The sequence below is a fragment of the Streptomyces sp. NPDC005752 genome (genome assembly GCF_040630715.1).
Classification (GTDB): Bacteria; Actinomycetota; Actinomycetes; order Streptomycetales; family Streptomycetaceae; genus Streptomyces.
Window position 1 is genome coordinate 102,854 of the sequence record NZ_JBEXYB010000012.1, and the last position, 19,094, is coordinate 121,947.

The 19,094-nt window shown below is 71.5% G+C and carries 16 protein-coding genes and 1 pseudogene; 8 read left to right on the forward strand and 9 right to left on the reverse strand.

Features of this window, described 5'->3' with window-relative positions:
- Nucleotides 1-48: 48 nt before the first annotated feature.
- The 5 genes from ABZ441_RS12770 to ABZ441_RS12790 form a co-directional block, all read right to left on the reverse strand.
- Complete coding sequence (locus ABZ441_RS12770; protein WP_358971820.1) at nt 49-981, reverse strand: dihydrodipicolinate synthase family protein; 933 nt, start codon at nt 979-981, stop codon at nt 49-51.
- Nucleotides 978-1,982: an ABC transporter ATP-binding protein gene (locus ABZ441_RS12775; protein ID WP_358971823.1), complete on the reverse strand. Its 1,005-nt coding sequence runs from the start codon at nt 1,980-1,982 to the stop codon at nt 978-980. The genes ABZ441_RS12770 and ABZ441_RS12775 overlap by 4 nt, the downstream gene beginning before the upstream one ends.
- Nucleotides 1,979-3,952: a dipeptide/oligopeptide/nickel ABC transporter permease/ATP-binding protein gene (locus tag ABZ441_RS12780; protein ID WP_358971826.1), complete on the reverse strand. Its 1,974-nt coding sequence runs from the start codon at nt 3,950-3,952 to the stop codon at nt 1,979-1,981. The genes ABZ441_RS12775 and ABZ441_RS12780 overlap by 4 nt, the downstream gene beginning before the upstream one ends.
- Before the next feature lies 1 nt (nt 3,953).
- Entirely contained in the window at nt 3,954-4,904 is a 951-nt protein-coding gene (locus tag ABZ441_RS12785) for an ABC transporter permease (RefSeq protein WP_358971829.1), read from the reverse strand.
- 106 nt (nt 4,905-5,010) lie between these two features.
- Nucleotides 5,011-6,606, reverse strand: coding sequence for an ABC transporter substrate-binding protein (locus tag ABZ441_RS12790; protein WP_358971832.1), 1,596 nt, complete (start codon nt 6,604-6,606; stop codon nt 5,011-5,013).
- Between the two features lie 170 nt (nt 6,607-6,776).
- Here ABZ441_RS12790 and ABZ441_RS12795 point away from each other — a divergent pair, with 170 nt between their 5' ends.
- From ABZ441_RS12795 to ABZ441_RS12810, 4 genes and pseudogenes are all read left to right on the forward strand, one after another.
- Nucleotides 6,777-7,508 carry a FadR/GntR family transcriptional regulator gene (locus ABZ441_RS12795; RefSeq protein WP_358971834.1) on the forward strand — a complete coding sequence of 244 codons (732 nt, stop codon included), beginning with the start codon at nt 6,777-6,779 and terminating at the stop codon, nt 7,506-7,508.
- 233 nt (nt 7,509-7,741) lie between these two features.
- Nucleotides 7,742-7,933: pseudogene (locus tag ABZ441_RS12800) on the forward strand (hypothetical protein); the annotation flags it as partial.
- A 133-nt stretch (nt 7,934-8,066) separates the two neighbouring features.
- Nucleotides 8,067-9,515 carry an exo-alpha-sialidase gene (locus ABZ441_RS12805; RefSeq protein WP_358971837.1) on the forward strand — a complete coding sequence of 483 codons (1,449 nt, stop codon included), beginning with the start codon at nt 8,067-8,069 and terminating at the stop codon, nt 9,513-9,515.
- A 98-nt stretch (nt 9,516-9,613) separates the two neighbouring features.
- The gene (locus ABZ441_RS12810; protein ID WP_358971840.1) at nt 9,614-10,792 is read left to right on the forward strand and encodes an FAD-dependent monooxygenase; all 1,179 of its coding nucleotides are present in this window, start codon (nt 9,614-9,616) and stop codon (nt 10,790-10,792) included.
- On the opposite strand, the gene ABZ441_RS12815 is transcribed toward ABZ441_RS12810, so the two are convergent.
- Nucleotides 10,774-11,475: an FCD domain-containing protein gene (locus tag ABZ441_RS12815; protein WP_358971842.1), complete on the reverse strand. Its 702-nt coding sequence runs from the start codon at nt 11,473-11,475 to the stop codon at nt 10,774-10,776. The two genes, ABZ441_RS12810 and ABZ441_RS12815, sit on opposite strands and share 19 nt — an antisense overlap.
- 165 nt (nt 11,476-11,640) lie before the next feature.
- Here ABZ441_RS12815 and ABZ441_RS12820 point away from each other — a divergent pair, with 165 nt between their 5' ends.
- The 4 genes from ABZ441_RS12820 to ABZ441_RS12835 all read left to right on the forward strand — a co-directional run bounded on the left by ABZ441_RS12820 (nt 11,641) and on the right by ABZ441_RS12835 (nt 15,790).
- Nucleotides 11,641-12,600 carry a dihydrodipicolinate synthase family protein gene (locus tag ABZ441_RS12820; protein WP_358971845.1) on the forward strand — a complete coding sequence of 320 codons (960 nt, stop codon included), beginning with the start codon at nt 11,641-11,643 and terminating at the stop codon, nt 12,598-12,600.
- Nucleotides 12,597-13,586, forward strand: coding sequence for an ROK family protein (locus tag ABZ441_RS12825; protein ID WP_358971848.1), 990 nt, complete (start codon nt 12,597-12,599; stop codon nt 13,584-13,586). Before ABZ441_RS12820 ends, ABZ441_RS12825 begins: the two co-directional genes overlap by 4 nt.
- Complete coding sequence (locus ABZ441_RS12830) at nt 13,583-14,263, forward strand: N-acetylmannosamine-6-phosphate 2-epimerase (RefSeq protein ID WP_358971851.1); 681 nt, start codon at nt 13,583-13,585, stop codon at nt 14,261-14,263. Before ABZ441_RS12825 ends, ABZ441_RS12830 begins: the two co-directional genes overlap by 4 nt.
- Nucleotides 14,264-14,329: 66 nt before the next feature.
- Nucleotides 14,330-15,790: a sialate:H+ symport family MFS transporter gene (locus tag ABZ441_RS12835; protein ID WP_358971854.1), complete on the forward strand. Its 1,461-nt coding sequence runs from the start codon at nt 14,330-14,332 to the stop codon at nt 15,788-15,790.
- A gap of 72 nt (nt 15,791-15,862) precedes the next feature.
- On the opposite strand, the gene ABZ441_RS12840 is transcribed toward ABZ441_RS12835, so the two are convergent.
- The 3 genes from ABZ441_RS12840 to ABZ441_RS12850 form a co-directional block, all read right to left on the reverse strand.
- Nucleotides 15,863-16,321, reverse strand: a complete 459-nt coding sequence (locus ABZ441_RS12840) for a MaoC family dehydratase (RefSeq protein ID WP_358971857.1) — start codon at nt 16,319-16,321, stop codon at nt 15,863-15,865.
- 31 nt (nt 16,322-16,352) lie between these two features.
- Nucleotides 16,353-17,696, reverse strand: coding sequence for an MFS transporter (locus tag ABZ441_RS12845; protein WP_358971860.1), 1,344 nt, complete (start codon nt 17,694-17,696; stop codon nt 16,353-16,355).
- Between the two features lie 130 nt (nt 17,697-17,826).
- Entirely contained in the window at nt 17,827-19,053 is a 1,227-nt protein-coding gene (locus ABZ441_RS12850) for an acetyl-CoA C-acetyltransferase (RefSeq protein WP_358971863.1), read from the reverse strand.
- Nucleotides 19,054-19,094 lie beyond the last annotated feature (41 nt).

A 19,094-nucleotide genomic window follows, 5' to 3' on the forward strand; every position in this document is an offset into this window, starting at 1 on the left:
CAGCGCAGATGCTGCGGGGCGGCCCTTCCGCATGTGCGGGCAACGGTGTCAGGCGCGGGACAGGCCCGCCCGGTCCAGGTGCGCGGCGACCGCACTCGTCTCCGCGGCGTCCAGCCTGCGCATCGGCGGGCTCATCACGTTGGTCGCGATGACACCGCGCAGCATCAGGGCCGTCTTGAAGGCGCCCAGTCCCGCCGCCGTCGCCGAGGCGGTACCCGGTGCGGCGGCTCCGACGATGTCGAACAGCGCGACGAGACGGTCCTGTTCGGCCGTGGCGGCAGCCCAGTCCCCCCGTACGGCGGCCTGGTGGAGCCGCACGTAGCCGTGCGGGTCCACGTTGCCGAGGCCGGGTACCGACCCGTCCGCCCCGCTCAGCATCATCGCGTCCACCACCAGTTCATGTCCGGTCAGGACCGAGAAACCCGGGAGCCCCCGTGCGCCGATGGCCAGCCGGCGGAAGGATCCGTCGTCCCCGCTGGAGTCCTTCACGCCGGCGAGCACCCCGTCCGCGGCCAGTGCGAGCAGCATCTCCGGGTCGAGCTTGCTGTGGACGCACACCGGCACGTCGTACGCGAGGAGCGGAACGTCCACGGCTGCCGCGATGTCCCGGAAGTGGCGGTCGATCTCCGTGGGGTGGGTGCGGGTGTAGAAGGGCGCGGTGGCGACGACAGCGTCGGCGCCGAGACCGGCCGCGGCGCGAGCCCGCTCGATCGCCCGGTTGGTGGTGGTCTCGATGGCGCCGACGAGGACCGGTACCCGGCCCGCCGCGGCCGAGGTGATCACCTTGATGACCTCGTCCTGTTCCGCCGGTGTCAGGTAGGCGGTCTCTCCGGAGCTGCCGAGGGCGAAGAGTCCGCTGGCGCCCCCGTCGAGGAGGTGGCCGACGACCCGTTCGAGGGAGGCCGTGTCCAGTTCGCCGTCCGCGGTGAGCGGGGTGACGACGGGCGGGATGACTCCGGAGTAGGTGGTGGAGGTGGTCATGCGGTGCTCCTTGCGGGCTGTACGGGGATCGGGCCCCCGGCCGGCGTCGCGGGTTCGGGGTGGACGCAGTGCCAGCGGTGTCCGCCGGGTCCGGAGGTCTCCGCCGGGAAGGCCGTGGCGCAGGTGTCGTCGGCCTTCCAGCAGCGGGTGGTGAAGGGGCAGCCGGGCGGCGGGTTGGTGGCGGAGGGCACCGGGCCGGTGAGCACGACGCGGTCCGTCGCCTCGAGCAGGCTGGGTGTGGCGGAGAGCAGCGCCTTGGTGTACGGGTGCCTGGGCGCCTGTGCGACGTCGGCGGCCAGGCCCTCCTCGACGATGCGGCCGAGGTAGAGGACGGCGATGCGGTCGGCGAGGTGGCGCACGGTCTGGATGTCGTGCGAGATGAACACCATGCCGAGGCCCAGGCGTTCACGCAGGTCGACGAGGAGGTTGAGGACCTGGGCGCGTACGGAGACGTCGAGCGCCGAGGTGGGCTCGTCCGCGACGATCAGTTCCGGTTCGAGGGCCAGGGCCCGGGCGATCGCGACCCGCTGCCGCTGGCCGCCGGAGAGCTGGCCGGGCAGGGCGCCGAGGGTGTGACCGGGCAGACCGACCAGGCCGAGCAGTTCCTCGACGCGGGCCTCGCGGGACTCCCGGGTACCGCGCCGGTGCACGTCCAGTGGGTCACGCAGGATCCGGCGGACCGTGAGGCGCGGGTTGAGGGCGGTGGAGGGGTCCTGGAAGACGACGCCCACAGCCGATCCGAAGTCGTTGCGCCGCTCGGCGCCCGGCATCGCCCAGAGGTCCCGGCCGTGGAAGAGGACCTCGCCCTCGGTGGGCCTCTGCAGGCCGGTCAGCACGCGGGCGAGCGTGGACTTGCCGCAGCCGGACTCGCCGACCAGGCCGACGATATCGCCACGACGGACCTCGAGCGTCGCGTCGGTGAGTGCGTGGACGGCATCGCGGCTGAAGAGCCCTCCGCTGCGTGCCTTGTGGCGTACGTGGACACCGTCGAGCCTGATCACAGCGGGCTCCCTTCCAGCTGTTGTACGGGGGCTCCGGCCGGGTGGTGGCAGGCGAAGCCGTGGTCCTTCGTGGTGCCGCGGTCCGTGAGGGCCGGTGCCGTGCCTCGGCAGACTTCGCTCGCGAAGGCGCAGCGTCCCGCGAAACGGCAGCCCGCGCCGAAGCCCTGGGGTGCGGGGACGACTCCGCGGATCTGGTGCAGCCGGTCGGCGCCCGCCTCCAGGGAGACGACGGAGCCGAGGAGGCCCCGGCTGTAGTGGTGCGCCGGGTCGGTGAGGACCGAGCGGGTGTCGCCGACCTCCGCCAGGCGTCCCGCGTACATCACGGCGACCCGGTGCGAGAGGTCACCGACCAGAGCGAGGTCGTGGGAGACCAGCACCATGGCGAAGCCGAGTTCGTCTCGCAGCCTGACGAGGAGCTCGACGATCTGTGCCTGGACGGTGACGTCGAGGGCGGTGGTCGGTTCGTCCGCTATCAGGAGTCGGGGGCTGCGGGACAGGGCCATGGCGATGAGGACGCGCTGGCGCTGGCCGCCGGAGAGCTCGTGCGGGTAGCTGCGCAGGGTGCGTTCGGGTGAGAGGCCGACGAGTTCGAGGAGTTCGGCCGGGGTCTTCGTGCCACCGCGCGAGGTGAGCTGCCGCAGCTGGGTGCCGACGAGTACGGACGGGTTGAGGGAGGAGAGCGCGTCCTGGTAGACCATCGCGATCTCGGGGCCCATGAGTGCGCGGCGTTCCCTGGGCGGGAGCTTCAGCAGGTCCTGGCCGCGGTAGAGGATCTCGCCGCTGACTTCGGCGTTGCGGGCGAGGAGCCCCATGACCGCGAGGCTGGTGATGGACTTGCCGCACCCGGACTCGCCGACCAGGCCGAGGGTCTCACCCTCGTGGACGGTGAAGTTCAGCTTGTCGACGACGGGGGTGTCGCCGTAGCGGTCGGGGAAGCGGATGGCCAGGTCGCGTACGACGAGGAGTGCGTCGGCGTCCTCCCGTACCGGTGTGATGGTGGGCTCGGTGGCCTCGATGTGCCGGGCGAGCTTGGCGAGCGCGGCGTCGATGTCGACGGTGGAGGCGGCCTCGACCGGGTCCGGTGCGGTGGTGGCGACGGGGCCGGCGGCGGCGCGGGCGCTCCTGGGTGCGGCGGAGGCGTCGGTGAGGCCCTCGGAGAGGATGTTGAGCGCGAGGACGGTGATCAGCAGGGCGAGGCCGGGGAAGAACGTGGCCCACCAGCCGCCGGCGAGGAGGATCTGCCGCCCGTAGGCGAGGACGCTGCCCCAACTGGGGTCGGGGTCCTGCACTCCCGCGCCGATGAAGGAGAGGCTGGCCTCGAAGATGATGGCCTCGGCGACCATCACGGTCGCGAACACCATGACGGGCGCCATGCAGTTGACGGCGACGTGGCGGAGCACGATGTAGCCGCGCCGGGCCCCGATGACCTTCTCGGCGGCGACGTAGTCCTCCCCGTACTGGGCGAGGACGTTGGCGCGTACGACGCGGGCGAGCGAGGGCGTGTAGACGAAGGCGATGGTGAAGATGATCACCGGGACGCTGGTGCCGAACACGGCGACGAGGACGGCCGCGAGCGCGATCGGCGGGAAGGACATGACGATGTCGAGGGTGCGCATGACGGATTCGTCGCCGAGCTTGCGCGAGGTGGCGGCGAGCGAGCCGAGGACGGCTCCGGCGACCAGGGCGACGGCGGTCGCGCCGAGGCCGATGACCAGCGAGTAGCGCGAGCCGTGCACCACGCGGGCGAAGACGTCGCGGCCCGCGCGGTCGGTGCCGAACCAGTGGTCACCGCTCGGTGCCTGGACGGGGGTACCGGTGGTCAGCGGGTCCTGGGTGAGCAGGGGTGCGAGTACGGCGCCGAGTACGACGCCGATCAGTACACCGAGGGCGATGCGGGAGGTGACCGGTAGGGCACGGAAGGCGATGCCCGGTCGGGAGAGTGCGGTGGCCAGACGGCCCGTGGCGAACATGTCACACCGTCCTGATGCGCGGGTTGACCAGCAGGTAGAGCAGGTCGACGATGACGTTGACCACCAGGAAGGCGATGGCGATGGTCAGTACGGTGCCCTGGACCAGGGCGACGTCGCCGCCGGTGACACCTTCGAGGATGAGTTTGCCCATGCCGGGCAGGTCGAAGATCGCTTCGATGACGACGGCTCCGCTGAGCAGGTAGCCGACCTTGACCCCGAGCACGGTGAGCGGGGTGACGAGCGCGTTGCGCAGCACCGAGCGGATCACCAGGAGGACCGGGAGGCCGTTGCCCTGTGCCGTGCGGACGTAGTCGCGGTCGAGCTCGGCGACCATGGAGGTGCGGACGAGCCGGGCGAGCGAGGCGGCGACGGGCACCGCGAGCGAGACGGCCGGCAGGACCATGGTGGTGAGCCAGCCGCCGAACGAGTCGGCGGGGTTGGTGTATCCGCCGGTCGGGAAGATCCGGGTGTTCAGCGCGAACTGCTGGATGAGCAGGACGCCGAGCCAGAACGACGGGACGGCGACCCCGGCCATGGACAGGATCCGGAAGAGCTGGTCGGGCCAGCGGTCGCGGTACATCGCGCCGAGGACTCCGCCGACGACGGCGAGGGCGACGGCGAGGAGCAGGCCGAGGAAGGTGAGCTGGAGGGTGAGTGGGAAGGCCGCGGTGATCCGGTCGATCACGGGCTGGCTCGGCGGGACGGTCATCCCGAGGTCGAAGTGGAGCAACTGGCCGAGGAAGTCGAAGTAGCGTACGGGCAGTGGGTCGTTGAGCCCGTTGGCCTCGGCGAAGGCCGCGCGGGCCTCGGGGGTGGCGCTCTCCCCGAGCGCGTTGAAGGCGGGGTCGACCGGCGAGAACTGCAGCACCACGAAGACCAGCAGCGCGATGCCGAGGATCATCACCGGCATCATCACGACGCGGCGCAGCGCGAGCCGGAGAAAAGCAACCATCGTCGGGTTCCTTGCGATTGGGCGGGCGGCTGGTCCGGGCCACCGGAGGGCGGCCCGGACCGGTGTGCGGGCCCGCCGGGAGGGCGGTCCGCACCGGGCGTGGCCGTCAGGCGCGGCTGACGTCCACGAAGGACAGGCCGGTGGTCGGCAACGGCTCGAAGCCGGGCAGGGCCTTCTCGTTCCAGGCGGTGGGCAGTTTGCGGTGGAGGATCGGGTAGAGCGCCGCCTCCTCCGCCACGATGTCGGTGATCTGTCCCCACAGCTGCTTGCGCGTGGCCTCGTCGGCGGCTTGGGCGGCCTTGTCGAGGAGCTGCTTGACCTGCTTGTACTCGGCGGTCCCGGACCAGCCGTAGCGCTTCTCCGGCCAGAAGCCGTAGTAGAACCAGCGCATCAGGAGGTCCACGTCGTTACCGAACACCGAGGGGTCACCGGGGGCCACCATGACCTCGAAGTCCCCCGCGTCGACCTTGGCCCACTGGGCCGGGGACTGGGCGATGTTCAGGGTGGCCTCGATGCCGGCGGCCGCCCAGCTCTCCTTGAGCAGCGGGGCGATGTCCTTGACCCAGCCGGTGTCGGTGGTCAGGACGGTGAACTTGAGCTTGCCCACGCCCGCGTCGGCGAGCAGCTTCTTCGCCTTGGCCACGTCGTGCGTGTAGACGGTGGCGGCCCTGTGGTAGTCGGGGTGCGTCGAGGGGACGTACCCGGTCGCGGCCGCCGCGTTGCCGACCATCGCGGTGGAGATGATCTTCTCGGTGTCCAGCGCGTAGTGCAGCGCCTGGCGGACCCGCTTGTCGGCGAACCGCTTGTCGGTGGTGTCGAACATGAGGAAGAGAAGGCCGAAGGACTGCACGGACTCGGTCTTCGTCGTGGCGGAGAGCCGTTTGACGTCGATGTACGGGACGTCCTCGATGGCCTGGACGCGGCCCGACTCCATGGCGCTGACGCGGGCCGACTGATCCGACATCAGGCGCCAGATCATCTTCTTGGCCTTGGCCGGGTGGGGTCCGTTGTACGTGTCGTACTTCTCGAAGACGATCTTGTCCTCGCGCGTGGCCTCGATGAACCTGTAGGGCCCCGAGCCGACGGGCTTCGCGTCGAATCCCTTGACGTCCGCCTCGACGATCTTCTTGGGCACGATCCGGGCGACGGCGATGCGGGAGGGGAAGAGCGCGAAGGCGTACGTGAGCTTGAACTCGACCGTCTTCGCGTCGACGGCGGTGATCGTGTCGATGAAGGGCACGAACTGCGCCATCAGCGACGCGTTCCTCTCGTCCAGGATGCGTTCGAAGCTGAACACCACGTCCTCGGCGGTGACCGGGGAGCCGTCGTGGAAGGTCGCCCCGTCGCGGAGGGTGGCCCGGTAGGTGGTGGCGTTGATCTTCTTCGGCATCTCGGTGGCGAGGGCGGGGCGTGCCACGAGCGTGGCCGGGTCGAGATCGACCAGGCCCTCGAAGATGTGCATGTTGGCCGCGTAGGGCGTGGCACCGGAGGTGATCATCGGGTCGAAGCCGGTCGACAGCGGGTACGACAGTCCGGCCTCGATGGTGCCGTCGCCGTCACCCTTGCCCGCCGCGCCGTCGGCGGTCGAGGAGGGCCCGCCGCATGCGGAAAGGCCCGCCGTGATGGCTGCGGCCGCGCCGATGGCACTGGTGTAACGCAGGAAGGTGCGGCGCTCGACGCCGGCCGGCCTCAGCTCGGGCACGGGTCCTCCAAGGGACGTTGAGGTCTCGGAATGAGGGGATGGCGACCGTTTCGACTGCTTTCGGAATGCCTCCGGAACGGTCAAGCATCAGACGTCAGATGTCTGATGCCTTGATAGCGTGGGAACGTAGCTTGACAATCGAGAGGGGTCAAGAGGTGGGGAGTTCACATATGTCCGGCACGCGACCCGGCCGCACCCTGCTGCGGCAGGAAGTGGTCGAGGGCATCAAGCGCTACATCCTCGATGAGCGGCTGCGCCCCGGGGACCCGCTCCCGACGGAGCCCGCCCTGTGCGAGGCGCTGGGAGCCAGCCGCTCCAGCGTCCGGGAGGCCGTCAAGATCCTCGCGGCCCTCGACATCGTCGAGGTACGCCACGGCCACGGGACGTACGTCGGGCGGCTGAGCCTGTCCGCCCTGGTGGAGAGCCTCACCTTCCGGGGCCTGCTCTCCCCCGACGACGACTTCCAGGTGATGGCCGACCTCGTCGACGTGCGCGAGCTCTTCGAGCGGGGCATGGCGGACCGGATCATCTCCTCCCTCGGCACCGAGCAGCTCGACGGCCTGGAGAGCCTGGTGGCGACCATGCGCGCCACCGGCGCCGGCGAGGGACACGGCTTCGTCGCCGCGGACCGCGCGTTCCACGCCCTGCTCGTGGCACCCCTGGGCAACGACCTCATCGGCCAGCTCTCGATGGCCTTCTGGGACGTCTACACGATCGTCGCGCCGCACCTCGACGGCTTCACGCACGCCGACGAGACCGCCACGATCGCCGCCCACCAGAACATCGTGGACGCGGCTCGGGCCGGCGACGTCACCGCGTTCCTGAAGGCGCTCGACGAGCACTACGCGCCCGTCAGGCGGCGGATCTCCGAGGCCAGGTCGCGCGGGGAGGGCCGGGCCTGACCGCGCGCGTCCCGCCTCCCGCCCCGCCACCGGGTCGTCCGGGGCGGGAGATGCCACCCCCGGCACACCCTTGACGTCCGGCCGCAGCGCTCCCTAGGGTCCAGTTTGCCAGCAGGACATCTGACGTCTGCTGTCCAGCCGCTTCCCTTACGCCAGGAGGGCACAGCCATGCCGTCGGCCGATCCACCGATCGAGGAATGGCCGCGGACACTGGTCCGGGAGCGGCCGGGGCGGTGACCGGGGTGAGCCAGGGCGGCGGCATCGCGCCGGCGGTGTCGGGGCTGGTGGATGGGCTGGCCGGGGATCTGCGCGTCTACGGGTCCAGCGGGCACGAGGACGGCACCGCGTACCACCGGGCTGAGCAACCGGCTTGGGTGCACGCCCTGTTCGCCGGCCTTCCGGCCGGGCGGTCCGCCCCCTCGTGACCGCCGCCCGGACGCCTCCCCCAGGCCCTCGGAACCCGCAGCCGGGTGCTCGCCCCCTGATGCGCCGGCCGATCGCGCCGAGCGCTCCGCTCCATCTCCGCACCTCTCCCCCTCACGAGAAGAGAGACCGTCCATGCAGAGCAGAGTCACCTTCGCCATGCTGTCGGCCGCCGTCCTGGTGGCCACCACGGCCGGTACCGTCCACGGCGCCCCCACCGTCGCGGCCGCGCCCGGAGAACTCACCTCCCAGGACATCGCGACCCAGGGGGCCGGTTCCCCCTACTACCGCATCCCGGCGCTGACCACCTCGGTCAAGGGCACCCTCCTGGCCGCCTACGACTCCCGCCCCTCGCTCGGGGACCTGCCCGGCAACCTGGGGATCGTGCTGCGGCGCAGCACCGACGGCGGGGCGACCTGGCAGGCACAGCAGGTGGTCCGCAAGGAGGCGGCACCGAAGGGGTTCGGCGATCCGAGCCTGCTGGTGGACCGCACCACGGGCCGGATCTTCGTCTTCTACGCCGGCTCCGTGAACCAGGGCTTCTCCGGGTCGGGCACGGGCAACGACGAGACCGACCCGAACGTCCTGCAGGCCGACTACAGCTACTCCGACGACGACGGGGTGACCTGGACCCACCGCCGGATCACCCGGCAGATCAAGAACCCCGCCTGGGGCGGCATGTTCGCGGCGTCCGGCGAGGGTATCCAGGTGCGCAACGGCACGTACAAGGGCCGTCTGATCCAGCAGTACGCGATCCGGAACAACGGCGCCAACTACGCGGTGAGCGCGTACAGCGACGACCACGGCGCGACCTGGAAGACCGGCAACCCGGTCGGTCCGGGCGGGGACGAGAACAAGACGGTAGAACTCAGCGACGGACGGATCATGCTCAACAACCGTTCGGCGCCCTACCGGACCATCGCCCACTCCACCGACGGCGGGGCGAACTACACCCCCTTCACCCAGGACACCGCCCTGCGGGACCCGGCGAACAACGGCTCGCTCACGCGGTACGCCCCGGACGCGGCGGCATCGGACCCGAAGGCCTCGTGGCTGCTGTTCAGCAACACGGACAGCAGTTCCTCCCGGAGCAACCTCACCGTGAAGATGTCCTGCGACAACGGGAGGACCTGGCCGATCCGTAAGGTCGTCGACTCCGGGAGCGCGGCGTACTCGACGCTGACGCGGCTGCCGGACGGACGGCTCGGCCTGCTCTACGAGCGGGACGACTACAAGCACATCACCTACTCCTCCTTCGACCTCCAGTGGCTCGGCGGCACCTGCGCCGACATCACCATCACCCCGCCCACCACCATGAAGGCGGGGACCACCACGGAGGTCACCGTCCGGGTCGTCAACCGGATGGACGTGACCCGCAACGCCGGAACGCTCGACCTGACGGTGCCCGGCGGCTGGACGACCAAGCGGGTCGCGTTCCCGGCGACACGTCCGGGTGAAGGCGCGAACATCAAGGTCCCGGTCACCATCCCGGCCGGCGCCTCGGGGAACGCCGGCCTCACCGTGACCTACAAGGCCGACGGCAAGCAGGCTTCGGGGAGCCGCACGGTGACCGTGACCCCGTAACACCCGCTCGCCGCAGGAGTGTTGTCGCCCCGGTCGCACCCGGCCGACTGCCAGGATGGGGGCGGCACCTCCCGGGACGACGGACAGGCGGCAGCGGCATGGCGGTGACGGGTTCACGGATGGGCGTGGTCGGCGGCAGCATCGCCGGGTGCGCGATGGCGGTCGCCGGTGTCAGGGCGGGGGCGGAGGTCACCGTCTACGAGCGCAGCGACGGCGAACTCCGGAGCCGGGGGCTCGGCATCGTCATCCCTCCCCCGCTGCACCGCCGACTGGTCGACACGGGCTATCTGGACGCCGCCATGCCGACCGCCCCCGTGGCGACCAGGGTCTGGCTGACCAGGGTGCCCGGGGAACGGTCGGCGCGCGAGTTCGCCCGCCAGCCCAGCGCGGTGACCCCGTGCAACTGGGGCCTTCTGTGGCAGTCGTTGCGGGCCGCGACCACCGGTGCGCGGTACCACCGGGGGCGCCCCGTCACCTCGGTCGCACGTGACCGGACCGGGGGCGCCCTCGTCCGCACGGCCGAGGGCGAGGACGCCTACGACATCGTCGTGGGCGCGGACGGCCACGGCTCGCTCACCCGAAGGGTCCTGGCCCCGGACCTGCGGGCCTCACCCGCCGGGTACGCGGTGTGGCGCGGCACCCTTCCGGCCGACGGCGGAACGGAACACCGAGGGCCTCTGGAACTGTTGCGCACCTCCTGGGTGACGATCGGTTTCCCCGGCGGGCACGGCATCTTCTACCTGATCCCCCGGGGCGGGGGTGCCGGGCCGGAAGAACGTCTGCTGGCCTACGCGATCTACGCGACCCCACCCGCCGGGTCCCCGGACGAGGGCGGACACGTACGGCAGCTGGCCGACGAACACTTCCCCCGGGAGTGGGCGGACATCGTGGCCCGCGGCGAGCACACCGCCATGACCTGCCATCCCGTCGCCGATCTGCACGCGCCCCTCGCCGCGGACCCGCCGTTCCTGCTCGCGGGCGACGCGGCGGGGGTCACCCGCCCGCACACGGCGAGCGGAGCGGTCAAGGCACTGCAGGACGCCCTCTGCCTGGAGGAGTCGCTGCGGACGTCCGCGTCACCCGCCGACGCGCTGCGGCGCTACGCCCGCGAGCGGACCCCGGAGGGGGCCAGGCTGGTCGAGCTGGGCCGCAGGCTCGGCCGCGCGCAGGTGGAGGTGACACCGGACTGGACCGCCATGGACCAGGGTTCGGTCGACGCGTGGTGCCGCGCCACCCTCGCGGGCACGAGCAGCTACCTCTACGCGGACACGGACTGAGGTTCGAGGCGGCACCGGATGCCGTCGAAGTGGGTGCGCATCGCGCGCACCGCTCGCGCGCCGTCGGCAGCGGCGACCGCCTCGACGATCTCGTGGTGCTGGGAGCAGGTGACGGCCGGGTCCTGGTGGCCGTCGTCGACGTCCTCGCGCACCCGGTCCATGGCCGCCCAGAACGCGTCCAGCACCTCGCTGAGGAGGTGGTTGTCGAGCGAGGCGTAGAGCGCGAGGTGGAAGGCGCGGTCGGTGGCCCGGGCGACCCGGCCGCCTTGCGCGGCCTCGGTCTCCATCGTCACCACGAGGGCCCGCAGCACGGCCAGGTCCTCCGCCGGGACGCCCGCGGTGACGGCGCCGACCAGTCCGGTCTCCAGCGCCTCCCGCACCTTCATCAGTTCCAGCAGCCCGGGTTCGCCCTGCCGGTGCCGTACGGCGGCACGGAAGGCCAGCCCCTCGGCGAAGGGCGACAGGGAGAGCGAGCCGACGAAGGTCCCGTAGCCGCGCCGGATCTCGACGACGTTCATGGCCTGGAGCGCCTTGAGGGCCTCGCGCACCGAGACGCGTCCGGCCTCGAAATGCTCCATCAGCTCGGTCTCGGTGGGCAGCGGGTCGCCCGGTCCGAGCCTGCGTTCGAGGATCAGTTCCTTGATTCTTCGCTCGATGTCCTGAGCCATGGTGGGGCGGGCCACAGCGGTCCTCCTGAGGTGTCGCCGGCCACCGGCACCTCTTGACCGGCCGCCGGGGCATCTGTTTATGGTGAGTCCAGACATAGGACATCTTACGTCCCACGTCTCGGTCCTGTCTTCCCTTCCGACGACGGACCGGGCGCGCCGAACAAGCTGGAGCCCATCACCATGTCCCTGACCGCACCGCTGCACGGCGTAGTACCGCCGGTATGCACCCCGCTCGACGACCGCGGGGAGGTCGACACGGCCTCCCTCACCCGGCTCGTCGGCCACCTCGTCGACGGCGGTGTGCACGGACTCTTCGCCCTCGGTTCGACCAGCGAGGTCGCCTATCTGACCGACGCCCAGCGCGCCACCGCCCTGGAGACCGTGGTCAACACCGCCGCCGGGCGCGTCCCGGTCCTCGCGGGGGTCATCGACACGACCACCGCCCGGGTCACCGAGCACGCCCGGACCGCCGCCGAGCTCGGCGCGGACGCCCTCGTGGCGACCGCGCCCTTCTACACCCGTACGCACCCGAAGGAGACCGCCGGGCACTTCCGCCGGCTGCGCGCCGCGGTGGACCTGCCGCTGTTCGCCTACGACATCCCGGTGGCCGTGCACTCCAGGCTCTCCGCCGCCCTGGTGCGCGAGCTCGCCGAGGACGGCACCCTCGCAGGCCTCAAGGACAGCAGCGGTGACGAGGGCGGGCTGCGCAGGCTCGTCGTGGAACTCGGCGGACGTGAGGGCCGGGCCCAGGGCCCCGTGCCGCACTTCAGCGTGCTGACCGGTTCCGAGCTCACCGTCGACGCGGCGCTCCTGGCCGGGGCCGACGGTGTCGTGCCCGGCATCGGCAACGTGGACCCGGCCGGCTACGTCCGGCTCTACGACGCCGCGCGGGCCAACGACTGGGCGCTCGCCGCCCGGGAGCAGGAGCGGCTCGTCGAGCTGTTCGCCATGGTCGACGTCGGTCCGGAGCCGGACATGGGCCGCAGCTCGTCGGCTCTCGGGTCCTTCAAGGCCGCGCTGCATCTGCTCGGTGTCATCGACAACGGTGCCACCGCCTTCCCGCAGATCCCGCTCTCCGCCGAGTCCGTCGCCCTCGTCGCGGAGCGGCTGCGCGGCGCCGGTCTGCCGCCGGTCCGATGAACACCGGTCCGACAGGCACCCGCCCCGAGTGCACCGGTCCGAGGAGCGCGGCGGCGACCGGGGCCGTGGTGATCGGCCTCGACCTCGGCGGCACGAAGATCGCCGCCGCGCTCTTCGCCTCCGACGGCACGGTGCTGGCCCGCCACACCCGGCCCACCCCGGCCGGGGACGGTGCGGCGGCGGTGCTCGACGCGCTCGCCGCGGCGGCCTCGGAGGTGGACCCCGACAGGCTGGCCACGGCCCTCGGCATCGCCGCGGCCGGGGTGATCGACCCCCGCAGCGGCATGGTCACCAGTGCCACCGACTCGATCAGCGGCTGGGCGGGCACCGCGCTCGGCCCTGGCCTCGCGAACCGTACGGGCCTGCCGGTGGCCTGCGACAACGACGTGCGCGCCACCGCCGGGCCGGAGCTCGCCGCGCTGGCGGGCCGCCACGGTTCGCTGCTGTTCGCCGCCGTCGGCACGGGCGTGGGCGGCGCCCTCGCCGTCGACGGGCGGATGCTGCACGGAGCGTCCGGCATCGCCGGCCACCTCGGGCATCTGCCCAGCGCGGAGGCAGCGGGTCTCCCCTGCACCTGTGGTGCGGGCGGACATCTGGAGGTCATCGCCTCGGGTCCCGGCATCACCGCGCACTACGAGCGGCTCACCGGCTCACCGGCAGGCCGGCTGGAAGCGGTCGCCGCCCGCGCCGCCCAGGGTGAGCGGGCCGCCGTACACGCCATCACCACGGGGGCGACCGCGGCCGGACGGGTCCTCGGCGGCCTCGCCAACGCACTCGGCCCCGACCGGGTCGTCGTCGGCGGCGGGGTGCCCCGGATCGGCGCCCTCTACGGCGACGCGCTGACCGCCGCCTTCACCGCCGAACTGATGCCGCCGCTGCGCGGGCTCGTCCCCGAGCCCCCTCTCTTCGGCCACGACGCCGCCGTACTCGGCGCCGCCGCCCTGACCACCACCCTTCCCCTCCACCACCCGGGAGCACTCCGATGACCGCTCAGGACCTGGCCGACGCCCTCCGGGGCCGGCTGATCGTCTCCTGCCAGGCACCCCCCGGCGACCCGATGCGGGAGACCTCCACTCTCGTACGTCTCGCCCTCTCCGCCGTCGCCGGCGGCGGCTGCGCGATCCGGGCGAACGAACCGGAGGTCGTCGCCGCGATCGCGGACGCCGTGGACGTTCCGGTCATCGGTCTGTGGAAGGACGGCGACACCGGTGTCTACATCACCCCGACCGTCCGGCACGCCCTGGCGATCGTCGCGGCCGGTGCGGCCGTCGTCGCCGCGGACGCCACCGACCGGCCGCGTCCCGACGGCTCCACGTTCGCCGAGCTCGTCACCGCCGTGCACGCGGCGGGCGCCCTGGTCATGGCCGACGTCTCCACGCTCGCCGAGGGGATCACCGCCGCCGGGCAGGGAGCGGACCTCGTCTCGACGACCCTGTCCGGCTACGTGCCGGGGACACCGGTGCAGACCGGCCCTGACCTGGACCTTGTGACATCTCTCTCGGCCGCGGTCCCTGTACCGGTCGTCGCCGAAGGACGTATCAATACCCCGGAGGAGGCTGCCGAGGCCATGGCCCGCGGCGCCCACAGCGTCGTGGTCGGTACGGCCATCACCGCTCCCACCGTTCTGACCTCCCGCTTCGTCGCCGGCCTCGCCCGGTCCTGAGCAGCCCTCACCCCCGAGGGACGGAAACCCGGCCACGGGAAACCGTCCCCGCACCAGGAGCGCACCGTGCAGAAATCCCCCTCCACGCTCCCCTGGTACCGCGAGGTGAGCGGTACCCAGTGGAAGTCCTTCTTCGCCGCCTGGATCGGCTACGTCCTCGACGGCTTCGACTTCGTTCTCATCACGCTCGTCCTCACCGAGATCAGCGACGACTTCGGGCTGAGTACGGTGCAGGCCGCCAGCCTGATCTCCGGGGCCTTCATCACCCGATGGCTCGGCGGGGCCGTCCTCGGAGCCATCGGCGACCGGTACGGCCGCAAGATCTCGATGGTGCTGAGCATCCTGCTCTACTCCCTGGGCACCTTCGCCTGCGGGTTCGCCTGGGACTACAACAGTCTCTTCGTCGCCCGGCTGGCCATCGGCATGGGCATGGCCGGCGAGTACAGCGCGAGCGCCACGTACGTCATGGAGAGCTGGCCGGCTCGTGTCCGCAGCCGCGCGAGCGGCTTTCTGATCTCGGGGTTCTCGGTCGGCTCGGTCCTCGCAGCCCAGGTCTACAACTGGGTGGTCCCCTCGCTCGGCTGGCGGTGGATGTTCTACCTGGGCCTGATACCCATCGCGGTCGCGCTGTGGATGCGCAGGGCCCTGCCGGAGGCCGAGGAGTGGACCGCGGACGTCGCGGAGCGGGACGCCAGGCCCAACCCGTTCCGGCCGTTGTTCCGGACCCCGCGGCTCGCCCTGGTCAACACCGTCCTGGTGGTGGCCGCCACGCTCTCGCTCTTCCTGGTCTTCTCCCCGGGTGGCGAGGGTCTCGTGCCGGTGCTGTCGGTGGTGGCGGGCCTCTCCCTCGCCGCGTTCGCCGTGCAGCTGGGCGGACGCCGGGGCTGGCTGCTGTACGTGTCGATGATCGTGACGCTGTTCTTCGCGTTCCTCTACTCCTGGCCCATCCAGGCGCTGCTGCCCACCTATCTGAAGACCGAGCTGGGGTACACCACCGACCAGGTCACCGACGTCCTCTACTTCGCGGGCTTCGGAACCATGGCCGGCTGCTGGGCGGCGGGCTTCCTGGGTGACTGGATCGGGGCGAAGAAGGCGTACGCGCTGACGCTGCTGGCCTCGCTGGCCTTCGTGTACCCGGTGTTCGCGGTCAAGGACGACCTGCTGGTCCTCGGCTGCCTGCTGTTCCTGCTGCAGGCCACGAGCTTCGGCATCTCCGGGCTGCTGCCGCGGTACATCGGCGGTCACTTCCCGACGGCGAGCCGAGGGGCCGCACTCGGCTTCACGTACAACGTGGGGGCGCTCGGCGGTGCCGTGGCCCCGGTGCTCGGGGCACATCTGGCGTCCGGGATGGACCTGGGACAGGCACTCGCCGTGCTGACGTTCGGGGGGACGGTGATCGTGGCGCTCCTGGTCGGCTTCGACGTGCCGGCGCGGCTGAACCGGCTGACGGACCCCGACGCGCAGAAGGACTATCTGGCCGCGCAGGAGCCGGCGGCGGAGCCGGAGGAGGCGGACCGCGTCGGATAGCGCTCCTCCACGCCGAAGGCGCCCGCCCGGGATTCCGGGCGGGCGCCTTCGCGCGGGGGCTGGTGGACACCCCTAGGGATAGAAGTGCGTCAACGACTCGGCGACGCAGGCCGGCTTCTCGGAGCCCTCCAGCTCGAAGGTGAAGCCCCGCGTCATCTGTACGCCGCCCCGCGCGACCTCGTTCACCCCGGTGACGGTGGCGTGCAGGCGGACCCGGCTGCCGACGGGGACGGGGGCCGGGTAGCGGACCCTGTTGACCCCGTAGTTCAGCGCGCGTCCCACGCCGCTCACCCGGAGCAGTTCACCGAACATCGGGATGCCCCAGCTCAGGACCATGTAGCCGTGGGCGATGGTGCGTCCGTAGGGTCCGGCGGCGGCGCGTTCGACGTCGGTGTGGATCCACTGGTGGTCCCCCGAGACGTACGCGTAGGCGTCTATCAGATCCTGGGTGACCTCCTTCCACTCCGAGCGCCCGAGGTCGCGCCCGCCGAGGGCGAGGATCTCCGGGATGCCGTGCGCGGTCAGCGGCATGGGCGGTACTCCGTTCTGCGTGTGCGGGCGGTCAGGCGGTGACGGGCGCGGTGCGCGCCGCGGTGACCGGCTCCGCGGCGAGCTCGTCGTGGTTGGGGCGCTTGAGCAGGAGGAGCATGCAGCCCAGGGTCAGCGCCACCTGGAAGACGGCGTAGGCGATGACGGCGGTGATGGAGCCGGTCCGGTTGAGCAGGAACTGGCCGATGATCGGAGTCGTGCCGCCGAGCAGAGTGCCGCAGAGCTGGTAGCAGAGCGAGATGCCGGTGTAGCGCAGATGGGCCGGGAAGCGGCTGGCCAGCATGCCGGCGAGGGCCGCGTAGTAGAGGCAGTGCGGGATGGTGGCGACAGCGACGCCGAGCATCGCGAGGCCGTAGTTCTCGGTGCTGATGAGGACGAACATCAGCGGCATCAGGATGAGTTCCGGCAGCAGCATCACGGTCACCGCACGGGACCAGCTCTTCATCCGGGTGGCCAGGAGGGCGCCGAAGGGCTGGACGATGATCTGGGTGACGTTGGCGACGAGGATGATCGTCAGGAACGAGCTGCGGTCGAAGTCGAGGGACGTGGTGGCCCAGGACAGGGCGAACGTCGACTTGAAGTACGTGGCGGACAGCCCGATGGTGCAGGCGCCGATGCCGAGCACGATCAGCATGGGGTGGCTGCGCAGGACCTCGGTCAGCGGGAGCTTGACGACCTCCTTCTTCTCGATCAGCTTGGCCATGGCCGGGGACTCGGCGACCTTCAGGCGGACGAGCAGGCCGACCATGACGAGGGCGGCGGAGGCGAGGAAGGGCACGCGCCACCCCCAGGAGACGAAGGCGTCGTCGGGGAGCTGGCTGATCGCGAGGAAGCTCAGAGTGGAGAGGGTGTTGCCGACGGGCGAGCCCTGCTGCGCGAAGGCCCCGTACAGGACCGACTTGCCCTTGGGCGCGTGTTCGGAGGCGATCAGGACGGAGCCGCCCCACTCACCGCCGAGGCCGATGCCCTGGATCATGCGGATGCAGACCAGCAGGATCGGGGCGGCGATGCCGATGGAGGCGTAGCCGGGCAGCAGGCCGATCGCGGTGGTCGAGATGCCCATCATCAGCAGGGTGATGACGAGCGTCTTCTTGCGGCCGAGCCGGTCACCGTAGTGACCGAAGATGATGCCGCCGATGGGGCGGGCGAGGAAGCCGACCCAGAAGGTGGCGAAGGCGACCAGGGTGCCTATGGGGCCTTCGAGTTCGGGGAAGAACACCTTGTCGAAGACGAGCGCTGCCGCGGTTCCGTAGATGTAGAAGTCGAACCACTCGATGGTGGAGCCGATGAAGGCTCCGAACCCTGCGCGGTTGGCGGCTTTCGTTCGCTCGCGTGCGGTTGCGGTGGTCGCACTCATGGGTGGCTCCCGTGAACATCGTTGATCAAGCGGATGGGGGCACGACTGACCCGGCGTCGCCCGAGACGCCCTGGGTCGCGTGGTGGAGAGGGGACGGTGAGAAGAAAGGGGACGGAGGGGGGACGTGCGTTCAGGCGGCGATGCGTTCGAAGACCGCGGCGAGGCCCTGGCCGCCGCCGATGCACATGGTCTCCAGCCCGTAGCGCGCCTGGCTGCGGTGCATCTCGCGGCTGAGTGTGGCGAGGATGCGGGCGCCCGTGGCGCCCACCGGGTGGCCGAGGGAGACACCGGATCCGTTGATGTTGATCCGCTGCTCGTGGTCCTTCTCGCCGAGGCCCAGTTCCCGGGTACAGGCGAGGACCTGGGCGGCGAAGGCCTCGTTGATCTCGATCAGGTCGAGATCGGCGAGGGTGAGTCCGGCACGGCCGAGCGCCGCGTGGGTGGCCGGGACGGGGCCGAGGCCCATGGTCGCGGCGGGGACACCCGCGCGGGCGAAGGAGACCAGACGGACGAGCGGGGTGAGCCCGAGCCGTTCGGCGGTGGCGGCGCTGGTCACCAGGCAGGCGGCGGCCGCGTCGTTCTGGCCGCTGGCGTTGCCTGCGGTGACGGTGGCCTCCGGGTCGGACCTGACCATGATGGGGCGCAGCGCGGCGAGTTGTTCGGCGGTGGTGTCGGGCCGGGGGTGCTCGTCGGCGGTGACGACCGTCTCGCCCTTGCGGTGCTTCACGGTGACGGGGACGGTCTCCGCGTCGTAGCGCCCCTCCTGCGTCGCGCGGGCGGCGCGGGCCTGGGAGCGCAGGGCGAGGGCGTCCTGGTCGGCGCGGCTGACGGAGTACGCGCGGCGCAGGTTCTCCGCGGTCTCGATCATGCCCCCGGGTACGGGGTGGTGGACCCCGCCGGCGGTGACCCTGCCGCGGGCCAGCGAGTCGTGGAGCTGGAGGCCGGGGCCCTTGATGCCCCAGCGTCCGTCGTGCGTGTAGTAGGGAGCGGCGCTCATGACGTCGACGCCGCCCGCGATGACGACGTCGCTGAAGCCTGCCCGGATCTGCATGGCCGCGTCGAGGACGGCCTGCAGGCCGGAGCCGCAGCGCCGGTCGGTCTGGACACCGGTGACGGTGTCGGGGAGTCCGGCGTCCAGGGCGGCGACCCGGCCGATGGCAGGGGCTTCGGACGAGGGGTAGGCGTGTCCGAGGATCACCTCGTCCACCCGGTCAGGGTCGACCCCCGTACGGGCGACGACCTGTGCGATGACGTGAGCGGCGAGGGCGGCCGGGGTCTGCTGGGCGAACGCGCCGCCGAAACGCCCGATGGGTGTACGCAGCGGCTCGCAGATGACGACATCGGTGCGATCGGGCACGGCGGAACACCTTTCGGCGGGTTCGGATGTGTGGGGCGACC

Excerpts from the sequence above, each read along its gene's own strand:
- ABZ441_RS12770 (WP_358971820.1), bottom strand. The coding sequence starts at position 981 with ATGACCACCTCCACCACCTACTCCGGAGTCATCCCGCCCGTCGTCACC.
- ABZ441_RS12780 (WP_358971826.1), bottom strand. The coding sequence starts at position 3,952 with ATGTTCGCCACGGGCCGTCTGGCCACCGCACTCTCCCGACCGGGCATC.
- ABZ441_RS12785 (WP_358971829.1), bottom strand. The coding sequence starts at position 4,904 with ATGGTTGCTTTTCTCCGGCTCGCGCTGCGCCGCGTCGTGATGATGCCG.
- ABZ441_RS12795 (WP_358971834.1), top strand. The coding sequence starts at position 6,777 with ATGTCCGGCACGCGACCCGGCCGCACCCTGCTGCGGCAGGAAGTGGTC.
- ABZ441_RS12805 (WP_358971837.1), top strand. The coding sequence starts at position 8,067 with ATGCAGAGCAGAGTCACCTTCGCCATGCTGTCGGCCGCCGTCCTGGTG.
- ABZ441_RS12810 (WP_358971840.1), top strand. The coding sequence starts at position 9,614 with ATGGCGGTGACGGGTTCACGGATGGGCGTGGTCGGCGGCAGCATCGCC.
- ABZ441_RS12820 (WP_358971845.1), top strand. The coding sequence starts at position 11,641 with ATGTCCCTGACCGCACCGCTGCACGGCGTAGTACCGCCGGTATGCACC.
- ABZ441_RS12825 (WP_358971848.1), top strand. The coding sequence starts at position 12,597 with ATGAACACCGGTCCGACAGGCACCCGCCCCGAGTGCACCGGTCCGAGG.
- ABZ441_RS12830 (WP_358971851.1), top strand. The coding sequence starts at position 13,583 with ATGACCGCTCAGGACCTGGCCGACGCCCTCCGGGGCCGGCTGATCGTC.
- ABZ441_RS12840 (WP_358971857.1), bottom strand. The coding sequence starts at position 16,321 with ATGCCGCTGACCGCGCACGGCATCCCGGAGATCCTCGCCCTCGGCGGG.
- ABZ441_RS12845 (WP_358971860.1), bottom strand. The coding sequence starts at position 17,696 with ATGAGTGCGACCACCGCAACCGCACGCGAGCGAACGAAAGCCGCCAAC.